The organism is Streptococcus urinalis 2285-97, from assembly GCF_000188055.2.
Lineage (GTDB): Bacteria > Bacillota > Bacilli > Lactobacillales > Streptococcaceae > Streptococcus > Streptococcus urinalis.
Map to the genome: position 1 here is coordinate 1,648,153 of NZ_AEUZ02000001.1, position 16,689 is coordinate 1,664,841.

Annotated in this window: 18 protein-coding genes; all 18 read right to left on the reverse strand. The window is 35.7% G+C overall.

All coding sequences use genetic code 11. The annotated features are described in order from the left end of the window. Positions 1-8 precede the first annotated feature (8 nt). The 18 genes from STRUR_RS08430 to STRUR_RS08515 all read right to left on the reverse strand — a co-directional run bounded on the left by STRUR_RS08430 (position 9) and on the right by STRUR_RS08515 (position 16,689). Positions 9-1,376: an acetyl-CoA carboxylase biotin carboxylase subunit gene (locus STRUR_RS08430; protein WP_006739862.1), complete on the reverse strand. Its 1,368-nt coding sequence runs from the start codon at positions 1,374-1,376 to the stop codon at positions 9-11. Between the two features lie 33 nt (positions 1,377-1,409). Beyond that, the gene (gene fabZ / locus STRUR_RS08435; RefSeq protein WP_006739746.1) at positions 1,410-1,832 is read right to left on the reverse strand and encodes a 3-hydroxyacyl-ACP dehydratase FabZ; all 423 of its coding nucleotides are present in this window, start codon (positions 1,830-1,832) and stop codon (positions 1,410-1,412) included. After that, positions 1,829-2,308 carry an acetyl-CoA carboxylase biotin carboxyl carrier protein gene (gene accB / locus STRUR_RS08440; protein WP_006740350.1) on the reverse strand — a complete coding sequence of 160 codons (480 nt, stop codon included), beginning with the start codon at positions 2,306-2,308 and terminating at the stop codon, positions 1,829-1,831. Before accB ends, fabZ begins: the two co-directional genes overlap by 4 nt. 1 nt (position 2,309) lies before the next feature. Continuing rightward, positions 2,310-3,542 (reverse strand): beta-ketoacyl-ACP synthase II, encoded by a 1,233-nt coding sequence (gene fabF, locus STRUR_RS08445; RefSeq protein ID WP_006738813.1) that lies wholly within the window; start codon positions 3,540-3,542, stop codon positions 2,310-2,312. Between the two features lie 40 nt (positions 3,543-3,582). Continuing rightward, positions 3,583-4,317: a 3-oxoacyl-[acyl-carrier-protein] reductase gene (gene fabG, locus STRUR_RS08450; protein WP_006739333.1), complete on the reverse strand. Its 735-nt coding sequence runs from the start codon at positions 4,315-4,317 to the stop codon at positions 3,583-3,585. After that, positions 4,308-5,252: an ACP S-malonyltransferase gene (fabD, locus tag STRUR_RS08455; RefSeq protein ID WP_006739432.1), complete on the reverse strand. Its 945-nt coding sequence runs from the start codon at positions 5,250-5,252 to the stop codon at positions 4,308-4,310. Before fabD ends, fabG begins: the two co-directional genes overlap by 10 nt. Next, the gene (gene fabK, locus STRUR_RS08460; protein ID WP_006739497.1) at positions 5,239-6,213 is read right to left on the reverse strand and encodes an enoyl-[acyl-carrier-protein] reductase FabK; all 975 of its coding nucleotides are present in this window, start codon (positions 6,211-6,213) and stop codon (positions 5,239-5,241) included. Before fabK ends, fabD begins: the two co-directional genes overlap by 14 nt. A 105-nt stretch (positions 6,214-6,318) precedes the next feature. Then, entirely contained in the window at positions 6,319-6,543 is a 225-nt protein-coding gene (locus tag STRUR_RS08465) for an acyl carrier protein (RefSeq protein WP_006740169.1), read from the reverse strand. Positions 6,544-6,602: 59 nt separating this feature from the next. Further along, positions 6,603-7,574, reverse strand: a complete 972-nt coding sequence (locus STRUR_RS08470; protein WP_006738493.1) for a beta-ketoacyl-ACP synthase III — start codon at positions 7,572-7,574, stop codon at positions 6,603-6,605. Continuing rightward, positions 7,574-8,008 carry a fatty acid biosynthesis transcriptional regulator FabT gene (gene fabT, locus STRUR_RS08475; protein ID WP_006739777.1) on the reverse strand — a complete coding sequence of 145 codons (435 nt, stop codon included), beginning with the start codon at positions 8,006-8,008 and terminating at the stop codon, positions 7,574-7,576. Before fabT ends, STRUR_RS08470 begins: the two co-directional genes overlap by 1 nt. Before the next feature lie 76 nt (positions 8,009-8,084). After that, positions 8,085-8,876, reverse strand: coding sequence for a trans-2-decenoyl-ACP isomerase (fabM, locus tag STRUR_RS08480; RefSeq protein WP_006739446.1), 792 nt, complete (start codon positions 8,874-8,876; stop codon positions 8,085-8,087). A gap of 140 nt (positions 8,877-9,016) precedes the next feature. Next, positions 9,017-10,168, reverse strand: a complete 1,152-nt coding sequence (gene dnaJ, locus STRUR_RS08485) for a molecular chaperone DnaJ (RefSeq protein WP_006738761.1) — start codon at positions 10,166-10,168, stop codon at positions 9,017-9,019. Between the two features lie 129 nt (positions 10,169-10,297). Beyond that, on the reverse strand, positions 10,298-12,127 hold the full coding sequence (gene dnaK, locus STRUR_RS08490) for a molecular chaperone DnaK (RefSeq protein ID WP_006740173.1): 1,830 nt from the start codon (positions 12,125-12,127) through the stop codon (positions 10,298-10,300). A 65-nt stretch (positions 12,128-12,192) separates the two neighbouring features. Further along, entirely contained in the window at positions 12,193-12,735 is a 543-nt protein-coding gene (gene grpE, locus STRUR_RS08495; protein WP_006739104.1) for a nucleotide exchange factor GrpE, read from the reverse strand. 24 nt (positions 12,736-12,759) lie between these two features. Then, entirely contained in the window at positions 12,760-13,794 is a 1,035-nt protein-coding gene (hrcA, locus tag STRUR_RS08500; protein WP_006740370.1) for a heat-inducible transcriptional repressor HrcA, read from the reverse strand. 133 nt (positions 13,795-13,927) lie between these two features. Next, positions 13,928-14,515 (reverse strand): glycoside hydrolase family 73 protein, encoded by a 588-nt coding sequence (locus STRUR_RS08505; protein WP_006740392.1) that lies wholly within the window; start codon positions 14,513-14,515, stop codon positions 13,928-13,930. A 57-nt stretch (positions 14,516-14,572) separates the two neighbouring features. Next, entirely contained in the window at positions 14,573-15,280 is a 708-nt protein-coding gene (locus STRUR_RS08510; protein WP_006739958.1) for a histidine phosphatase family protein, read from the reverse strand. Positions 15,281-15,351: 71 nt separating this feature from the next. Further along, positions 15,352-16,689 carry a PFL family protein gene (locus STRUR_RS08515; protein ID WP_006738856.1) on the reverse strand — a complete coding sequence of 446 codons (1,338 nt, stop codon included), beginning with the start codon at positions 16,687-16,689 and terminating at the stop codon, positions 15,352-15,354.

Genomic DNA, 16,689 nt, shown 5'->3' on the forward strand with positions numbered 1-16,689 from the left:
CATGCCTCCTAATCTTGATTATGATAATTGGGTAAAAATGTTTCCATTAAAAATGACGTATCATAATCACCAGCAATCACCTGTTTATCTGAAATCAAATCCATTTGGAAATTTGTGTTTGTCACCAAACCTTCAATTTCAAGTTCGTAAAGTGCTCTTTGCATTTTCATTAATGCGTCAAATCGATTTTCACCATGAACAATAATCTTAGCAATCATACTGTCATAATATGGTGGAATGGTATAGCCACCATAAACAGCAGAGTCCACCCTTAATCCAACACCGCCACTTGGTAAATAAAGATCAGTAATCTTACCTGGACTTGGAGCAAAGTTAAAAGCAGGATTTTCTGCATTTATGCGACATTCAATAGCATGCCCACTAATGTTGATGTCTTCTTGACTGATTTCTAAAGGAATACCAGCAGCTATTTTTATTTGTTCTTTGACAATATCAACACCAGTGACAAATTCTGTTACGGGATGTTCTACCTGAACTCTAGTATTCATTTCCATAAAATAAAATTGTCCAGATTTTTCATCTAATAAGAATTCAATTGTACCAGCATTTTCATAAGCAACAGCTTTTGCGGCTCTTACAGCAGCATCTCCAATTTCTTTTCGAAGTGTGTTACCAATTGCCACTGAAGGGCTTTCTTCCAGTACCTTTTGATTATTACGCTGTAACGAACAATCTCTTTCTCCTAAATGAATGATATTACCAAAACTATCACCTAAGATTTGTACTTCAATGTGTCGCGCAGGGTAGACTACTTTTTCAATATACATAGCACCATTGCCAAATGCTGCAAGAGCTTCTTGAGAAGCGGATTCAAAAGCCGGTTCTAACTCATCTGAATTTTGAACTTTACGAATACCTTTTCCACCTCCACCAGCAGATGCTTTCAACATAACTGGATAGCCTAACTTATTCGCCACTTCAAGGGCTTCTTGAGCTGTATGAACTTCACCATCTGATCCAGGAATCACTGGTACATTTGCTTTTATCATCTCAGCACGCGCATTAATCTTATCACCCATTTTATCCATAACAGATCCATCTGGTCCGATAAACTTAATATGCATTTCTTCACACATAGTAGCAAATTTTGAGTTTTCACTCAAAAAGCCAAAACCAGGATGAATAGCTTCTGCACCGGTAACAATAGCAGCAGACAGAACGGAATTCATATTAAGATAGGATTCTGTTGATTTTGCTGGTCCTATACAAATAGCTTCATCAGCCAAAATAGTATGTAAGGACTCCTTATCAGCCTCAGAATAAACTGCAACTGTTGAAATACCTAACTCTCTAGCCGCACGAATAATACGCACTGCTATTTCCCCACGGTTAGCAATTAATAATTTTTTAAACATAAGGTTGAATTCTCCCGAGTTTTGATTTGCTTCCTAGCTTCCTATAGCAAATGTTAATACTCCACTTGCAGCTAGTTTGCCATCAACTTCTGCTTTTGCTTCAACAACAGCAATTGTTCCTCTGCGTTTGATAAATTTAGCAGTCATAACAAGTTGATCACCAGGAATAACTTGTTTTTTAAATTTTACTTTATCCATCCCAGCATAAAAAACTAATTTTCCACTATTTTCTTCCTTAGCTAATTCAAGGACACCAGCAGTTTGTGCTAGAGCTTCCATGATAAGAACCCCTGGCATTACAGGATAATCTTGGAAATGACCATTAAAAAATGGTTCATTAATAGTGACATTTTTTATTGCTGTGATTTGGTCATCTGATACTTCTAATACTCTATCAACGAGAAGCATTGGATAACGATGAGGTAAAGCTTCACGAATTTTTGTTATATCAATCATTTAATTCTCACCAATCCTTGTCCAAATTCAATAACTTCTTCATTTGATACTAGAATTTCAGTGACAACACCATCCATAGGTGCTGGTACTTCATTCATGACTTTCATGGCTTCAATGATAACTAATGTTTGACCTTTTTTGACAGTATCACCTACTGACACAAAATTTGGCTTATCAGGTCCAGCAGCTAAGTAGGCTACTCCTACAAGCGGACTTTCAATGATTTCACCACTAATTTCTTCTTGAATAGATTCAGAATCAGTCTTTATTTCTTGATTTGAATTTGTTTCAACATGGCTTACTTTTTCAAAAACTTCTTGAGTAGGCAAGACAGCTTGATTTTGAACTTGTGGTTGCATGACAGGTCTGTCATTTTTACTAAAAGATAATTCTGAATCAGCGGTTTTAAAAGAAAACTCCTTCAAACTTGACTGATCAAATTGAGTCATCAGATCTTTGACTTCATTGATATTCAATTTAGGCCTCCCAACGTTTAAATGCAACTACGGCATTATGCCCACCAAATCCAAATGTATTTGAAATAGCATAATCTATTTTAGCATCTTTACCTTGACCAAAAATAACATTTGCTTCGATATCCTCAGAAAGTTCTTTTGTTCCAGCAGTCATTGGAATAAATTGATTTCTGATTGCTTCAATAGTTGCAATAGCTTCTACAGCTCCTGCCGCACCTAGTAAATGACCCGTAAATGATTTCGTTGATGAAACTGGTACTTCTTTACCAAGTACAGAAACAATAGCTTGACTTTCGCCTTTTTCATTAGCTTGTGTAGAAGTCCCATGTGCATTAACATAATCAACTTTTTCTGGAGCTATGTTAGCTTCATTAATTGCTAATTTAATAGCTTTAGCAGCACCAGAACCATCAGGAGTTGGTGTTGTCATATGGTAAGCATCACAGTTAGAACCATATCCAACAATTTCTGCTAAAATAGTTGCACCACGCTTCTCAGCATGTTCTAGGCTTTCAACCACAAGAACACCTGCACCTTCACCCATAACAAACCCATTACGATCTTTATCAAATGGAATAGCTGAACGAGTTGGGTCTTCTGTAGTTGATAAAGCAGTTAGTGCATTAAAGCCGCCAATACCAATTCTAGTGATTGAAGCTTCTGAACCACCAGCCAAGACAACATCATGATGTCCATATTTTATCTCGCGGAAGGCTTCCCCAATGGCATCGTTTGCAGATGCACAAGCAGTTGTGATTGATTTACATACACCATTTGCTCCAATTTTGAGGGCAATATTTCCAGCACCCATATTTGATAATGCTTTTGGAATAAACATTGGTTTTATCCGTTTCATTCCTTTTTCATGCATTCTAATAATTTGATCTTCTAGCTCTTGTAAACCACCAATACCAGATGAGACAATGACACCTGTACGGTCACGATCAACAGAATCCATATCTAGACTAGCATTTTCTAGAGCTTCCATAGCAGCATAAATAGCATAAAGAGAATAAGTATCCATGCGGTTTTTATCTTTTTTGACAAAATACTTATCAAATGGAAAATCTTGTATTTCACCTGCGTTATATACTGGTATTTCAGAAGGATCAAATTTTGTGATTGGTTTAATTCCAATTTTTCCTTCTTTAAGACTTGTCCAAAAATCTTCTGGAGTATTTCCAATCGGCGATGTTACACCATAGCCGGTTACAACAACTCTACGTTCTGTCATTTTCTCTCTCCTTATCATGCAGTCATTTCGTTGATGTCTATTATTGCATTGTCATTCCACCATCTACGGCAATAACTTGCCCTGTAATATAGTCGTGTTTTGCAAGAAATACTGCAGTTTCTGCAACTTCTTGTGTTTTTCCAATGCGTTTAACGGGTATTTTTGTCAAAATAGCATCTTTCATCTTATCGGATAATGCATCAGTCATATCTGATTCAATGAAGCCTGGTGCAATAGCATTGACTTTTAATCCTCTTCCTGCTACTTCACGTGCAACTGATTTTGTAAATCCAATAAGGCCTGCTTTTGATGCAGCATAATTAGCTTGACCAATATTTCCTGTCAAGCCAACAACACTAGTGATATTTATAATAGCGCCTTGTCTTGCTTTTGTCATCGGTTTTAAGACTGATTGTGTCATATTAAAAGCACCTGTTAGGTTAATTTTTAGTACCTTTTCAAAATCATCTTGTGTCATTTTTAGCATAAGTTTATCATTTGTGATACCTGCATTATTAACTAAAACATCCACACTACCAAGTTTTTCGATTACTTGATCAATCATTCGTTTTGCATCATTATAGTCTGACACATCTCCACTAATAGCCATAACAGTCACACCATATTCAGAAAATGAGTCTATTAATTCTTGACTAATAGGAGAACGGCCATTTAAAACAATATTTGCACCTTGTTTGGCAAATTCATGTGCAATTGCTAATCCAATACCACGGGTTGAACCTGTGATAAACACGTTTTTTGATTTTAATTCCATATAGTTTCCTTATTTTTTAATAGTTGTTCAAACGTTTCAACATCTTCAACATTAGAGATAGCTATACTTTTATCAATTTTTTTAACAAAACCACTCAAAACTTTACCGGATCCAATTTCAACAATCTTATTGACTCCCATTTTCTTCATTAATTCGATTGATTCATAGAATCTAACGGGTTCCATAACTTGTCGTTCTAGTAATGTTTTGATTTTTTCTTTAGGCATTAATTTAGCTTCTGTGTTCCCAATAACTGGAATGTGACATTTAGAAATTGAAATCATTTCTAATTCTTTTGCCAATCCAAGACTTGCATCTTTCAATAAAGCGGTATGGAAAGGACCAGATACATTTAAGGGGATTAAACGCTTGACACCAGCAGCTTTTAATTGCTCAACAGCTTCATTTACTGCTTTAGTGTCTCCACCTATAACAATTTGTTGTGGTGTATTATAGTTAGCAGGTCTTACATAACCAAACTTAGAAGCTTTCTCACAGATACTTTCAATCAAAGACACATCTGTATTTAAAACAGCAACCATTTTACCACTACCTTTTGGTGCTGCTTTTTCCATTAGAAAACCTCTTTTAGCAACTAATGGCACAGCATCCTCAAATGATAAAGCACCTGAAGCCACTAAAGCCGAATATTCTCCTAAAGATAATCCTGCCATAACCTCTGGTTTCATTCCATTTGCTTCAAGCAGACGATAGATGGCTAGTGAAGTTGCTAATATCGCTGGTTGTGTGTATTGTGTTTGATTTAATTTTTCTTCATCGTGATCGATTAATTGTCTTAAATCATATCCTAATAATTGGCTTGCCTTATCAAAGGTCTCTTTAACTATTGGGAAAGCTTTATACAAATCTTTTGCCATTCCTAATCGTTGTGCACCTTGACCGGCAAATAAAAAAGCAACTTTAGTTTCTGTCATCCTCAACATCTTCCCATTTTTTCGCTTGTGCATTAATGACTTTGGCAGCACCATAATAGATATCTTCAAGTATTTCTTGACACGTTTCTTCTTGTTTAACTAGACCAGCAATTTGACCAGCCATAACTGAACCATTGACAACATCACCATCGACAACAGCATTTCTGAGTGAACCTGCTCCTAATTCATCAATACTTTGAGCATCAATATTGCCTTTTAAGAAGTCTTTTTCTGCTGCAGTATAAGCTGATGTTAGTTTATTTTTTATTGCTCTTACTGGGTGTCCAACAACTTGCGCAGAGACAACTGTATCAATATCTTTAGCTTTTATCACTTTATCTTTAAAGTTTTGGTGTGCATTTGATTCTTTAGCAACAACAAATCTTGTTCCAACTTGAACAGCTTCTGCACCAAGCATAAAGACAGCTGCGGCACCCGCACCATCACCAACTCCACCTGCTCCAATAACAGGAATAGAAATTGCTTCAACAACTTGACGAACGAGTGTCATAGTGGTTAATTTACCAATATGTCCACCAGCTTCCATACCCTCAGCTATAACCGCATCAACACCTAATTTTTCCATACGTTTTGCTAAAGCAACACTTGGTACTACAGGAATAACTGTAATACCTGCTTCATGGAAACGTTCCATGTATTTACCTGGATTTCCAGCACCAGTTGTTACAACTTTGACGCCTTCTTCAATAACAAGGTCAACAATATCATCAACAAATGGAGATAATAACATAATATTCACACCAAAAGGTTTATCTGTAATAGACTTCACTTTATCAATATTAGCCTTTACAACTTCTTTAGGGGCGTTACCGCCACCAATAATTCCCAAACCTCCTGCGTTTGAAACTGCTCCCGCTAACTCTCCATCAGCTACCCAAGCCATCCCACCTTGAAAAATAGGGTATTTGATATTTAATAACTTTGTAATTTTCGTTTCCATTCTAATAACCTTCTATATTTAACGACCAATCATTTAATTTGACAATCAAACTATCCTAATAAGAATAGAGAATACTCTTTTTAAGAATACTCTCTATTGTCTTTTTTATTTTGTTTTTTCTTCAACGTATGCAACTAAGTCACCTACAGTGTTTAAGCCTTCTTCAGTTTCGATTTGAATATCAAATTCATCTTCGATTTCTGAGATAACTTGGAATACATCAAGTGAATCTGCATCTAAGTCTTCAAAAGTTGTTTCTAATTTTACTTCTTCTGGTTCTTTACCAAGTTCTTCAACAATAATTTCTTGTACTTTTTCAAATACTGCCATTTTAATTCTCCTTAAGAAATAGATATGTATTTTATAAATGTGCAGAGCACATGATATAACTAAATTTTAACAATTAGACTTCCCCATGTCAAACCTCCACCAAAACCGGATAAGAGGATTGTTTGAGAGCCATCAAAAGAAATGCGACCATCAGCAACGCATTCAGAAAGTAAGATTGGAATACTTGCCGCACTAGTATTACCATATGACATCATATTGGCAGGAAATTTTTCCCTTGGAATGCCAATTTTTTTAGCCATTTTATCTAGAATACGATTATTTGCTTGATGTAAAAGTAAATAGTCAATTTGATTTGCTTCAATTGGAGCAGTCTCTATAATGTTAGAGATACTTTTTGAAACATCTCTAATCGCAAAATCAAAGATTGAACGACCATCCATCTGAAGGTAAGGTTGATCAACTGATTCTACAGAAAATGGTGATTTTAAAGCTGTTATTCCTGAACTGAGTCCACCCTTACTTCCATCTGAATTAAGCGATTCAGCTAAAATATACGGTTCTTCACTAGTTTCCAGTAAAACACCACCAGCACCATCTCCAAAAAGGACTGCAGTTGTACGGTCAGACCAATCAAGTGTTTTTGATAGGGTTTCAGCACCAATTACGATACCACGACTATATTGACTTGATTGAATAAATTTATCGGCTGTTGAAAGTGCAAAAACAAAACCACTACATGCTGCTGTTAAGTCAAATACAAAAGCATTCTTTGCACCGATATTTGCCTGAACTATCGCAGCCGTTGAGGGCATCATAGAATCTGGTGAAATGGTTGCTACGATAATAAAATCAATATCTTGTGCATCATATCCAGATTGCAATAATAGTTTTTTAGCAACTTCTGTAGCTAAATCACTTGTTTTTTCAGTTTTAGAAATACGTCTTTCTTCAATACCAGTACGAGATTTTATCCAATCATCACTAGTTTCCATTATCTGAGACAAATCATCATTTGTAACGACTTGTTCAGGTAAATAATGAGCTACTTGACTTATCTTACTATAACTCATCAGACTAACTCCTCAAGGAACTTATGCAAACTTGCTAATCCTCTAACTAGAGCATCCAAATCTTCATCACACATTTCAGAAGTTACATGAGTCACCATGTTACGATGAAACTTACTATGCAACCGATCTAAAAGACGTCCTTTTTTGGTTAAAGATAAATAAACGACACGGCGATCTGTTTTAGATCTCGTTCTTTCGATATAACCTTTTTTCTCTAATTTATTTAAGCTTGTCGTCACAGTTCCCAGAGTAATCATTAATTCACGAGCAATATCACTTGGCGTTACATTTTTATGTTTGCCAATAATTTCAATTGTGTGCATTTCTTTTAAGGAAACATCACTAAATTGACTAGTCTTAAGACTCATTTCTTCAATGACTAATATTCTGTTAAAAATATCAACTAGATAGCCATTAATTTGATGATATTCCAAGTTGATTACCTCCTATAAACTTTGACAATCAAAGTATATCAAACCTCAAAGTATTTTGCAAGGTTTAACTCCTTTTTCATTCTCCTGTAAATTGTGGACGCCTTCTTTCAGCATGTGCTCTGACACCTTCTTTGAAATCCTCTTTAAAAGCTAAACTCTCTTGAAGTTGTAATTCAAGTGATGCATATTTTTCCCAAGATTGAAAGAAACTTTCCCAAATTAGTTCTTTCATAGCACCATAAGAGTTTTTAGATCCACGTCTTAATTTTTTGAGTAAATTGGCAACTGTTTTTTCTAATTTTTCAGATTCACAGCTTTTATAGACAAAACCCAATTGCTCTGCTTTTTCTGCAGAAACAGCTTCACCTGTCATCACTAAATGTGTTGCTTTTGAAAGCCCAACAGCTCTTGTCAATAAATATAAACCACCTGCATCAGGTGCTAAACCAACATTGACAAATGCTTGTATAAACTTTGATTTTAATGAAGCAATACAGAAATCAGCAGCTAATGCCATATTAAAGGCTGCACCGGCAACCGCACCGGCAACTGCAAAAATAACAGGTTTTGCTAATTGCTTCATTTTAAACGATATTTCCTGAACAAGATGTGCAATATCAACGAGAGAAGTGATATCATCTTCGTTCACAACTCTTTGCATTTCAACTAGATCTCCTCCTACTGAAAAAACAGAGCCTTCTCCTTTAAAAAGGACAAATGAAACCTTAGCATTTTCTTTAGCTTTTTCAAGTGCAGATAAAATTTCTTGACACATGGGGATGTTAAAGCCATTATTAACTTCAGGTCTATTAAATGTAATTGTTACAACCTCATCTTCTTCAAGATAAGTGATGTATTGAAAAGTCATAGTTCACCTCTTTTTCAATAAAGTAGTTTGGTCGTTAAATAATTTGATTATCAAACTACATTTAACTATTCTACACTAGAAAAATTAGCTTTGCAAGTTTTTTCTGTAAAAAATAAAAAACCAGATATCAATCTGGTTTTTTAAATATCGTCTAAAGCATCCTTCACTTTATCAAAAAATCCTTTTTTCTTTTGTGGTGCAACGCTTTCTCCGCTTGCATTTGCAAAAGCGTTTAAAGCTTCTTTTTGCTCAGGATTCAATTTTGTAGGGGTTACAATAGTTACAGTGACATGTTGGTCACCTTGACCATTGCCTCTTAATTTTGGAGCACCCTTTCCTTTTAGACGGAAGGTTTTTCCAGTTTGTGTTCCAGCAGGAATAGTCATCTCAACATCACCATGTACAGTTGGTATCTCGACGGTATCACCTAAAGCAGCCTGAACAAAACTAATATTCATATTGTAATAAATCGTTGGTCCATTGCGTTCAAACTTCTTACTTGGTAAGACATTAATGATAACAAATAGGTCTCCATAAGGTCCGCCATTAATACCAGCTTCACCTTGACCTTGAAGTCTGATTTGTTGTCCTGTTTCAACGCCTGCTGGGATTTTGACTGAAACTTTGTGTGCTTTTTTCTCATGTCCAGTACCGTGACATGTTGGGCAAGGTTCTTTTATTTCTTGACCTGTACCATGACAAACATCACACGTTACTTGTCTTCTCATCATACCTAGAGGTGTTTGTGTATCCACATTTATAACACCTGATCCATGACATTTTTGACAAGTTACTGGACTCGTTCCCGGCTTAGCACCTGTACCAGAGCATGTTGAACATGAAGCTTCTCTATTATAGACAACTTCTTTGTCAGCACCAAAAACAGCTTCTTCAAATTCTAAGTTAACACGGTATTGAAGATCATCCCCTTGTCGAGGTGCATTTGGATTTCTACTGGCACCACCCCCAAAGAAACTGGAGAAAATATCTTCGAAACCGCCAAAACCGCCACCATTTCCGCCGAAGCCACCAAAACCGCCACCATTTCCGCCGAAGCCACCAAAGCCACCTTGAGCTCCAGCTTCACCATATTGATCATAGCTAGAACGTTTTTGTGGATCGCTTAAAGTTTCATAAGCTTCTTGAACTTCTTTATATTTTTGTTCGGCATCTGCAGCTTTATTGATATCAGGATGATACTTCTTAGACATTTTACGATAAGCTTTCTTGATTTCGTCTTGTGAAGCATCTTTAGAAACGCCAAGACGTTCGTAAAATTCAGTATTATTCATCTTTTTTCCTCAATTTTAAGTCATTTTTTGATTGAAAAATTAGACGAAGCTTTGGCCTCGCCTAAGATTTCCAAAATAAGTTAGCCTTATGATTTTTCCATACCTAAAATAGGATTATTATAAGCTATATTATTTTTCAGTGAACTCGCCATCCACAACGTCATCACCATTATTAGATGAATCAGTTGATTGAGCACCTTCAGCACCTTGGGCTGCTTGCTGTGCTGCAGCAGCTTGTTCGTACATTTTAACTGCTAAAGCTTGAGCTTTTTCATTTAAAACTTCCAATTTAGCTTTCATATCTTCAAGGTTTCCAGATTCTTGAGCAGATTTTAATTCATCAAGTGCTGATTGTGCAGCATCACGTTCTGTATCAAATCCTTTACCTTCAGTTTCTTTGATTGTTTTTTCAGTTGCAAAGATAGCTTGGTCAACTTCATTTTTAAGGTCAACTTCTTCTTTACGTTTAGCATCAGCTTCTGCGTTTGCTTCTGCATCTTTCATCATTTTATCAATTTCTTCGTCTGTTAAACCAGAATTGGATTGAATAACAATGTGTTGTTCTTTTTGAGTACCAAGGTCTTTTGCCTTAACAGATACAATACCGTTTTTATCAATATCAAAAGTCACTTCGATTTGTGGGATTCCACGAGGTGCAGCAGGAATATCTGTTAATTGGAAACGTCCAAGTGTTTTGTTATCTGCTGCCATTGGACGTTCACCTTGAAGAACATGGATATCAACGGCTGGTTGGTTATCTGCTGCTGTTGAGAAGACTTGTGATTTAGAAGTTGGGATAGTTGTATTTCGGTCAATCAATTTCGTGAAGACACCACCCATTGTTTCAATACCAAGTGATAATGGTGTGACATCAAGAAGTACAACGTCTTTAACATCACCAGTAATGACACCACCTTGGATTGCAGCACCCATAGCTACAACTTCATCAGGGTTAACTGATTTGTTTGGTTCTTTACCAGTTTCTGCTTTAACAGCTTCAACTACAGCTGGGATACGTGTTGAACCACCAACTAAGATAACTTCATCAATTTCAGATAATGAAAGTCCTGCATCTGAAAGTGCTTGACGAACTGGAGTCTTAGTACGTTCGACAAGATCACGTGTTAAATCATCAAATTTTGCACGTGAAAGACTCATTTCCAAGTGAAGAGGACCTGCGCTACCAGCAGTAATAAATGGTAAGCTGATTTGTGTTTGTGTTACACCTGAAAGATCTTTTTTAGCTTTTTCTGCTGCATCTTTCAAACGTTGTAGAGCCATTTTATCAGTTGATAAGTCAATGCCGTTTTCTTTTTTGAATTCTTCGACTAACCAATCAATGATTTTTTGGTCAAAGTCATCACCACCAAGTTTGTTATCACCAGCAGTTGCAAGAACATCAAAGACACCATCACCTAATTCAAGAATTGAAACGTCAAAGGTACCACCACCAAGGTCAAAAACTAAGATTTTTTCATCTTTATCTGTTTTGTCTAGACCATAAGCAAGTGCAGCTGCTGTTGGTTCGTTTACAATACGTTCTACTTCAAGACCTGCAATTTTACCAGCATCTTTTGTTGCTTGACGTTGTGCATCGTTAAAGTAAGCTGGTACTGTGATAACAGCTTTAGTTACTTTTTCACCTAAATAATCTTCAGCATAACCTTTGATATATTGAAGAATCATCGCTGAAATTTCTTGTGGTGTGTATTCTTTGCCATTAGCAGAAGCTTTTTCAGATGTTCCCATTTTTGATTTAATAGAAATGATTGTTTCTGGATTTGTTACTGCTTGACGTTTTGCGGCATCACCAACAATGATTTCACCATTTTTGAATGATACTACTGAAGGTGTTGTACGGTTACCTTCTGGGTTTGCAATAATTTTACTTTCAGTTCCTTCAAGAACTGCTACTGCTGAGTTTGTTGTTCCTAAGTCAATACCAATAATTTTACTCATTTTATGTACCTCTATTTTATTACAGAATAATAGTTTTACGTCATTACGGACAATCCATCTTAATCTTAATTATAAACAACTACCATTGCAGGTCTTAAAATGCGTTCGTGCAACTTATAACCTTTTTGGAAGACTTGAGCTATGCTATCAGCTGGATGGTCCTCATCAGCTGGCATGGTTTGAATAGCCATATGCAAATTATGGTCAAACTCTCCATCAGCTGGAATTTCCTCAATACCTTCAGCTTTTAAAGCAGCAATAAGACTTTCCTGAGTCATTTCTAAGCCTTTTTTAACATCATCTGTGAGACCTTCTACTGCTAAAGCTCTTTCCAAATTATCTAGAGATGGTAAAATAGCCTTCCCTAAATCTTGTGAACGATATTTTTGTAGATTTTGTCTTTCCTCATTTGCACGACGTTGAATGTTTTGCATCTCAGCATGTGCGCGAAGGTATTTATTTTCAAACTCTTCTGCACGTTCATTTGCCATTTCTAATTCAGAACGTTCAGTCGTTTCTTCCTGGATTACTTCTTCAGTTTTTTCTTCAGTAGCCATCTCTTCTACGACTTCTTCAGGAGTAACCTTTTCATTTTCTTTTTTTGACAAATCCTTACCTCCTAGTAGGTATAATTAATTTACTTCATAATGATTGCTATTCAAATAGCGATAATAATCTCTTAACTTGAATGCTAATACACGACCGATAACATTTACTAAACTAACACTCCATTTATAATTCATATCAATTGGACCAATTAAACTTAATAATCCAAAACCACGATAAGGAATTAAAAACTTATGATTCAAGACTGTAAGGTCAGACAATGCTATTTCTTTGTTATCAGCTACTTGAACACTTGCCATTTGATTCGCATCAAGTGAATTTCTCAGTACAAGTGCTAACTGTTGTTCTTGGTCTAAAAACTGGTAAGTTTCTAAACTTGAAAATTCAAGAGCATTAACCTTTCCAGATACAAAAACAGTCTCTTGAAACAGATTATCAAAAATATAATCAAATAAGTCTAAAACATTGTCTGTCACGGAGAAATATTTTTGTAAAATCTGAGGAATCTCAGTTCGCAATTTGTAATGCACTTCCATGACTGTATTTGATTTCAATCGTTCATCTACAATTTCTTTAAGCGTTAACAAATCACGTCTCAAAAAGTTTTTTGGAATAGCAAACTGTACTGTTGTCGGTTTTGAATCGTCTAAAGTTAGCACTGCTAAAGCATCATGATTTGAAAGTTGAACAACATCAAATGCAGTTAATTTTTGTAAAGCTGGTTCCACATCTAAAATAACCGTTGTAAAACCTGTCATTTCAGATAAAATTTGACTTGCTTTTTTCAAAATATCCTCTGGTCTGAATGCTTCAAAATCAAATGCCTTAATGACTTGATAGACATCATCTTCATTCACGCTTTCAAGATTTAGCGAATGATCAACAAAGTACTTAAAACCAGCTGGACTTGGCATCCGTCCACTCGAAGTGTGTGCTTTTTCCAATAAACCTAACTTTTCAAGCTTAGCCATATCATTTCTAATAGTAGCACTACTAGAATCGATACTAGCTTGTAAAGCCTTTGAACCAACAGGCTCATGTGTTTGTGTAAAAAGTTCTATGATTAAGTTAAGAATGTCGTTTTGTCTTTTAGTTATCAAAAGCAATCACATCCTTTCTTTAGCACTCTTTATATCCGACTGCTAAATTATAATTCTATTATACTCCTAAAAAAATGACTGTCAAGAAAAAAACTCAAAAAATTAGCACTCATTTAAAAAGAGTGCTAATTTTTTATTTATCGTATTTTGTTAACCGATTATCATTAATCATAAGTTTTAGTTTATTGGCATAATTGGGATCTGTATTAAATGAATAATATTGAAGTAATTGTGCCGCTTCGCTGTCATCTTTAGCCAACACCAGTTGCTTGTATAAAGCTTTATCAAGATAACGACCTGTTCTTAAAGCATTCAAATAATCAATTGTAGACTCTGTCCAGTTATGATAAACACTAAAACGCATATCTTCATTTGCCCAAGAGCCTGATCGATAAATAGGCGTTTTTAAATCAATATAGTTTTGGTTGGACTTTGTCGGCAATGAATATAGATTATGATATTTACTTGCTAATAAGGTCCTACCATACTGTGATTCCAAGAGTGCTTGTCCAATGATTAAAGAAGGCTTCAATCCATAAGATTTTGCTACTGGTTTAATCTCAGAAGCCATTTTTTTCATAACTTCTTTTTTATTATATGGAACTGGTCGAATCTCAGTAGAAAGTGCTTTTGTGCCATAAAAAAATAAAGGAAGAAAAATAAAGAGTGAAATTAAGGCCATTATAACTTCAAAAACTTTTAACTTAAATCTCGCTCGCATTCATATTACTCCTCATTATTTTTCATAAATACCGGGATCATTGGATGACTAACTAAATTAGATATCACTGACTTTTCCTTCTAAAATCTCTTGTCCACGATAAATATAACTCATATCACCAATTGTTTTTACCGTAAATTTACCATCTTCAAATTCAACAACAGTGATACTACCGTTACCAATATATTGTTTTTCTTGATTGTGATCGATTAACCATAAAAATGTACCAATGGTCATTCCATGACTAACTACAACGGCATTACCGCCACCAGAATTTTGGATAGACAGAGCTATCGCTTCAAAACCATCATAAATACGTTTACTTAATACATCCCAAGGTTCTGCCCAATTAGCTGTATCAACTTGAACAATACTTTCAGCTAATTCAGAATAAGGGACTTCACGCATACTATTTCTATTTTCAAAAGCTTTCGTTCTAGGTAATACACCTAGAAATAGTTCTGAATCATAGGCACCATCTAAACTTCCAAAACACCACTCACGTATACGTTTATCTCTTGTATATGGGAGGAATTCATTTTCCGTTTCTCTTAAAATAATTTCCATGGTTTGCATGGTCCTTCCAGAGTCACTAGAAAAAGCTGCTTTAAACGGGATATTGGCATCTTTTAATCCAATTCCAAGTTGTCTAATACCTTCTTCACCAAATTTTGTTAATGGTGTATCACTCCAACCTTGAGCACGACCAATAGTATTAAACATTGTTTTTCCATGTCTAGCAATATAGAGTCTTGTTTTTGTCATGACGAATCCTCCTCAGTCTCATTTACCATTATATCATACTTGAAAACACTTGCAAAACAATCTGAAAATAATCAATTTTTAAAACTATGAATAGGTGCAGGGATCTGTCCACCCCGTTGAATAAAGGCATTTGATGAGTTTTTATTAACAGACATAACAGGTGCCATGCCTAATAAACCACCAAAATTAATCAGATCTCCTTCCTTCCCTTTCGGAATGATACGGACAGCTGTTGTTTTTTGGTTAATAACACCAATAGCAGCTTCGTCAGCTATCATAGCAGCAATTGTTTCATGCGGTGTTTTTTCTGGGATAGCGATCATATCTAGTCCTACTGAACAAATTGCCGTCATCGCCTCAAGTTTTTCTAGGTTTAAAGAACCATTTTGTACAGCAGCAATCATTCCTTCATCTTCTGAAACAGGAATAAATGCTCCTGAAAGACCTCCAACTTGATTGCAGGCCATAACGCCGCCTTTTTTTACAGCATCATTTAAGAGAGCTAAGGCAGCCGTAGTACCATGTGTTCCTACTGCTTCAAGGCCCATTTCTTCTAAAACCCTGGCAACTGAGTCCCCAACTGCAGGTGTAGGTGCTAAACTTAAATCCACAATTCCAAATTTTACACCTAATCTTTCAGAGGCCATTTGACCTACTAATTGACCAATTCTAGTAATCTTAAAGGCAGTCTTTTTGACAGTTTCTGCAACAACATCAAAACTTTCACCTTTTACCTTCTCTAGTGCTCTTTTGACAACACCTGGACCAGAGACGCCAACATTGATAACAACATCCGCCTCACCAACACCATGAAAAGCACCTGCCATAAAAGGATTGTCTTCGACCGCATTTGCAAATACAACTAATTTAGCTGCACCCATATCTGATAAATCAGCTGTTTCTTTAATAACCTTTCCCATATCAGCAACTGCTGTCATATTGATTCCAGCTTTAGTTGACCCAATATTAACAGAAGCACATACTTTATTGGTTTCTGCTAAAGCTCTAGGAATAGATTGGATAAGAATCTCGTCGCCTTTTTGATAGCCTTTTTGAACTAATGCAGAAAAACCACCAATAAAATCTACTCCAATTTCTTCAGCAGCGGCATCCATAGCTTTTGCAATAGGTGTATAATCGTCCACATTAGTTGCAGCCCCAATCAAAGAAATCGGAGTCACTGATACCCGCTTATTGACAATTGGAATACCCAATTCTGCTGCGATTTGATTACCCACTGTAACTAGATTTGAAGCTTTGTCAACAATTTTACGATAGACTTTATCACAAACCTTATCAATATCAGTATCGATACAATCTAGTAAAGAAATCCCCATTGTAATGGTTCTGATATCAAAATGTTGTTCATCAATCATGTCAATCGTTTCTTTGACCTGTCTAATATCCAT

Bases quoted from the DNA above. Each gene is read 5' to 3' on its own strand.
- STRUR_RS08430 (WP_006739862.1), bottom strand. From the start codon at position 1,376: ATGTTTAAAAAATTATTAATTGCTAACCGTGGGGAAATAGCAGTGCGT.
- fabZ (WP_006739746.1), bottom strand. From the start codon at position 1,832: ATGATTGATATAACAAAAATTCGTGAAGCTTTACCTCATCGTTATCCA.
- fabF (WP_006738813.1), bottom strand. From the start codon at position 3,542: ATGACAGAACGTAGAGTTGTTGTAACCGGCTATGGTGTAACATCGCCG.
- fabG (WP_006739333.1), bottom strand. From the start codon at position 4,317: ATGGAATTAAAATCAAAAAACGTGTTTATCACAGGTTCAACCCGTGGT.
- fabD (WP_006739432.1), bottom strand. From the start codon at position 5,252: ATGACAGAAACTAAAGTTGCTTTTTTATTTGCCGGTCAAGGTGCACAA.
- fabK (WP_006739497.1), bottom strand. From the start codon at position 6,213: ATGGAAACGAAAATTACAAAGTTATTAAATATCAAATACCCTATTTTT.
- STRUR_RS08465 (WP_006740169.1), bottom strand. From the start codon at position 6,543: ATGGCAGTATTTGAAAAAGTACAAGAAATTATTGTTGAAGAACTTGGT.
- STRUR_RS08470 (WP_006738493.1), bottom strand. From the start codon at position 7,574: ATGAGTTATAGTAAGATAAGTCAAGTAGCTCATTATTTACCTGAACAA.
- fabM (WP_006739446.1), bottom strand. From the start codon at position 8,876: ATGACTTTTCAATACATCACTTATCTTGAAGAAGATGAGGTTGTAACA.
- dnaJ (WP_006738761.1), bottom strand. From the start codon at position 10,168: ATGAATAATACTGAATTTTACGAACGTCTTGGCGTTTCTAAAGATGCT.
- dnaK (WP_006740173.1), bottom strand. From the start codon at position 12,127: ATGAGTAAAATTATTGGTATTGACTTAGGAACAACAAACTCAGCAGTA.
- STRUR_RS08505 (WP_006740392.1), bottom strand. From the start codon at position 14,515: ATGCGAGCGAGATTTAAGTTAAAAGTTTTTGAAGTTATAATGGCCTTA.
- STRUR_RS08510 (WP_006739958.1), bottom strand. From the start codon at position 15,280: ATGACAAAAACAAGACTCTATATTGCTAGACATGGAAAAACAATGTTT.
- STRUR_RS08515 (WP_006738856.1), bottom strand. From the start codon at position 16,689: ATGGATATTAGACAGGTCAAAGAAACGATTGACATGATTGATGAACAA.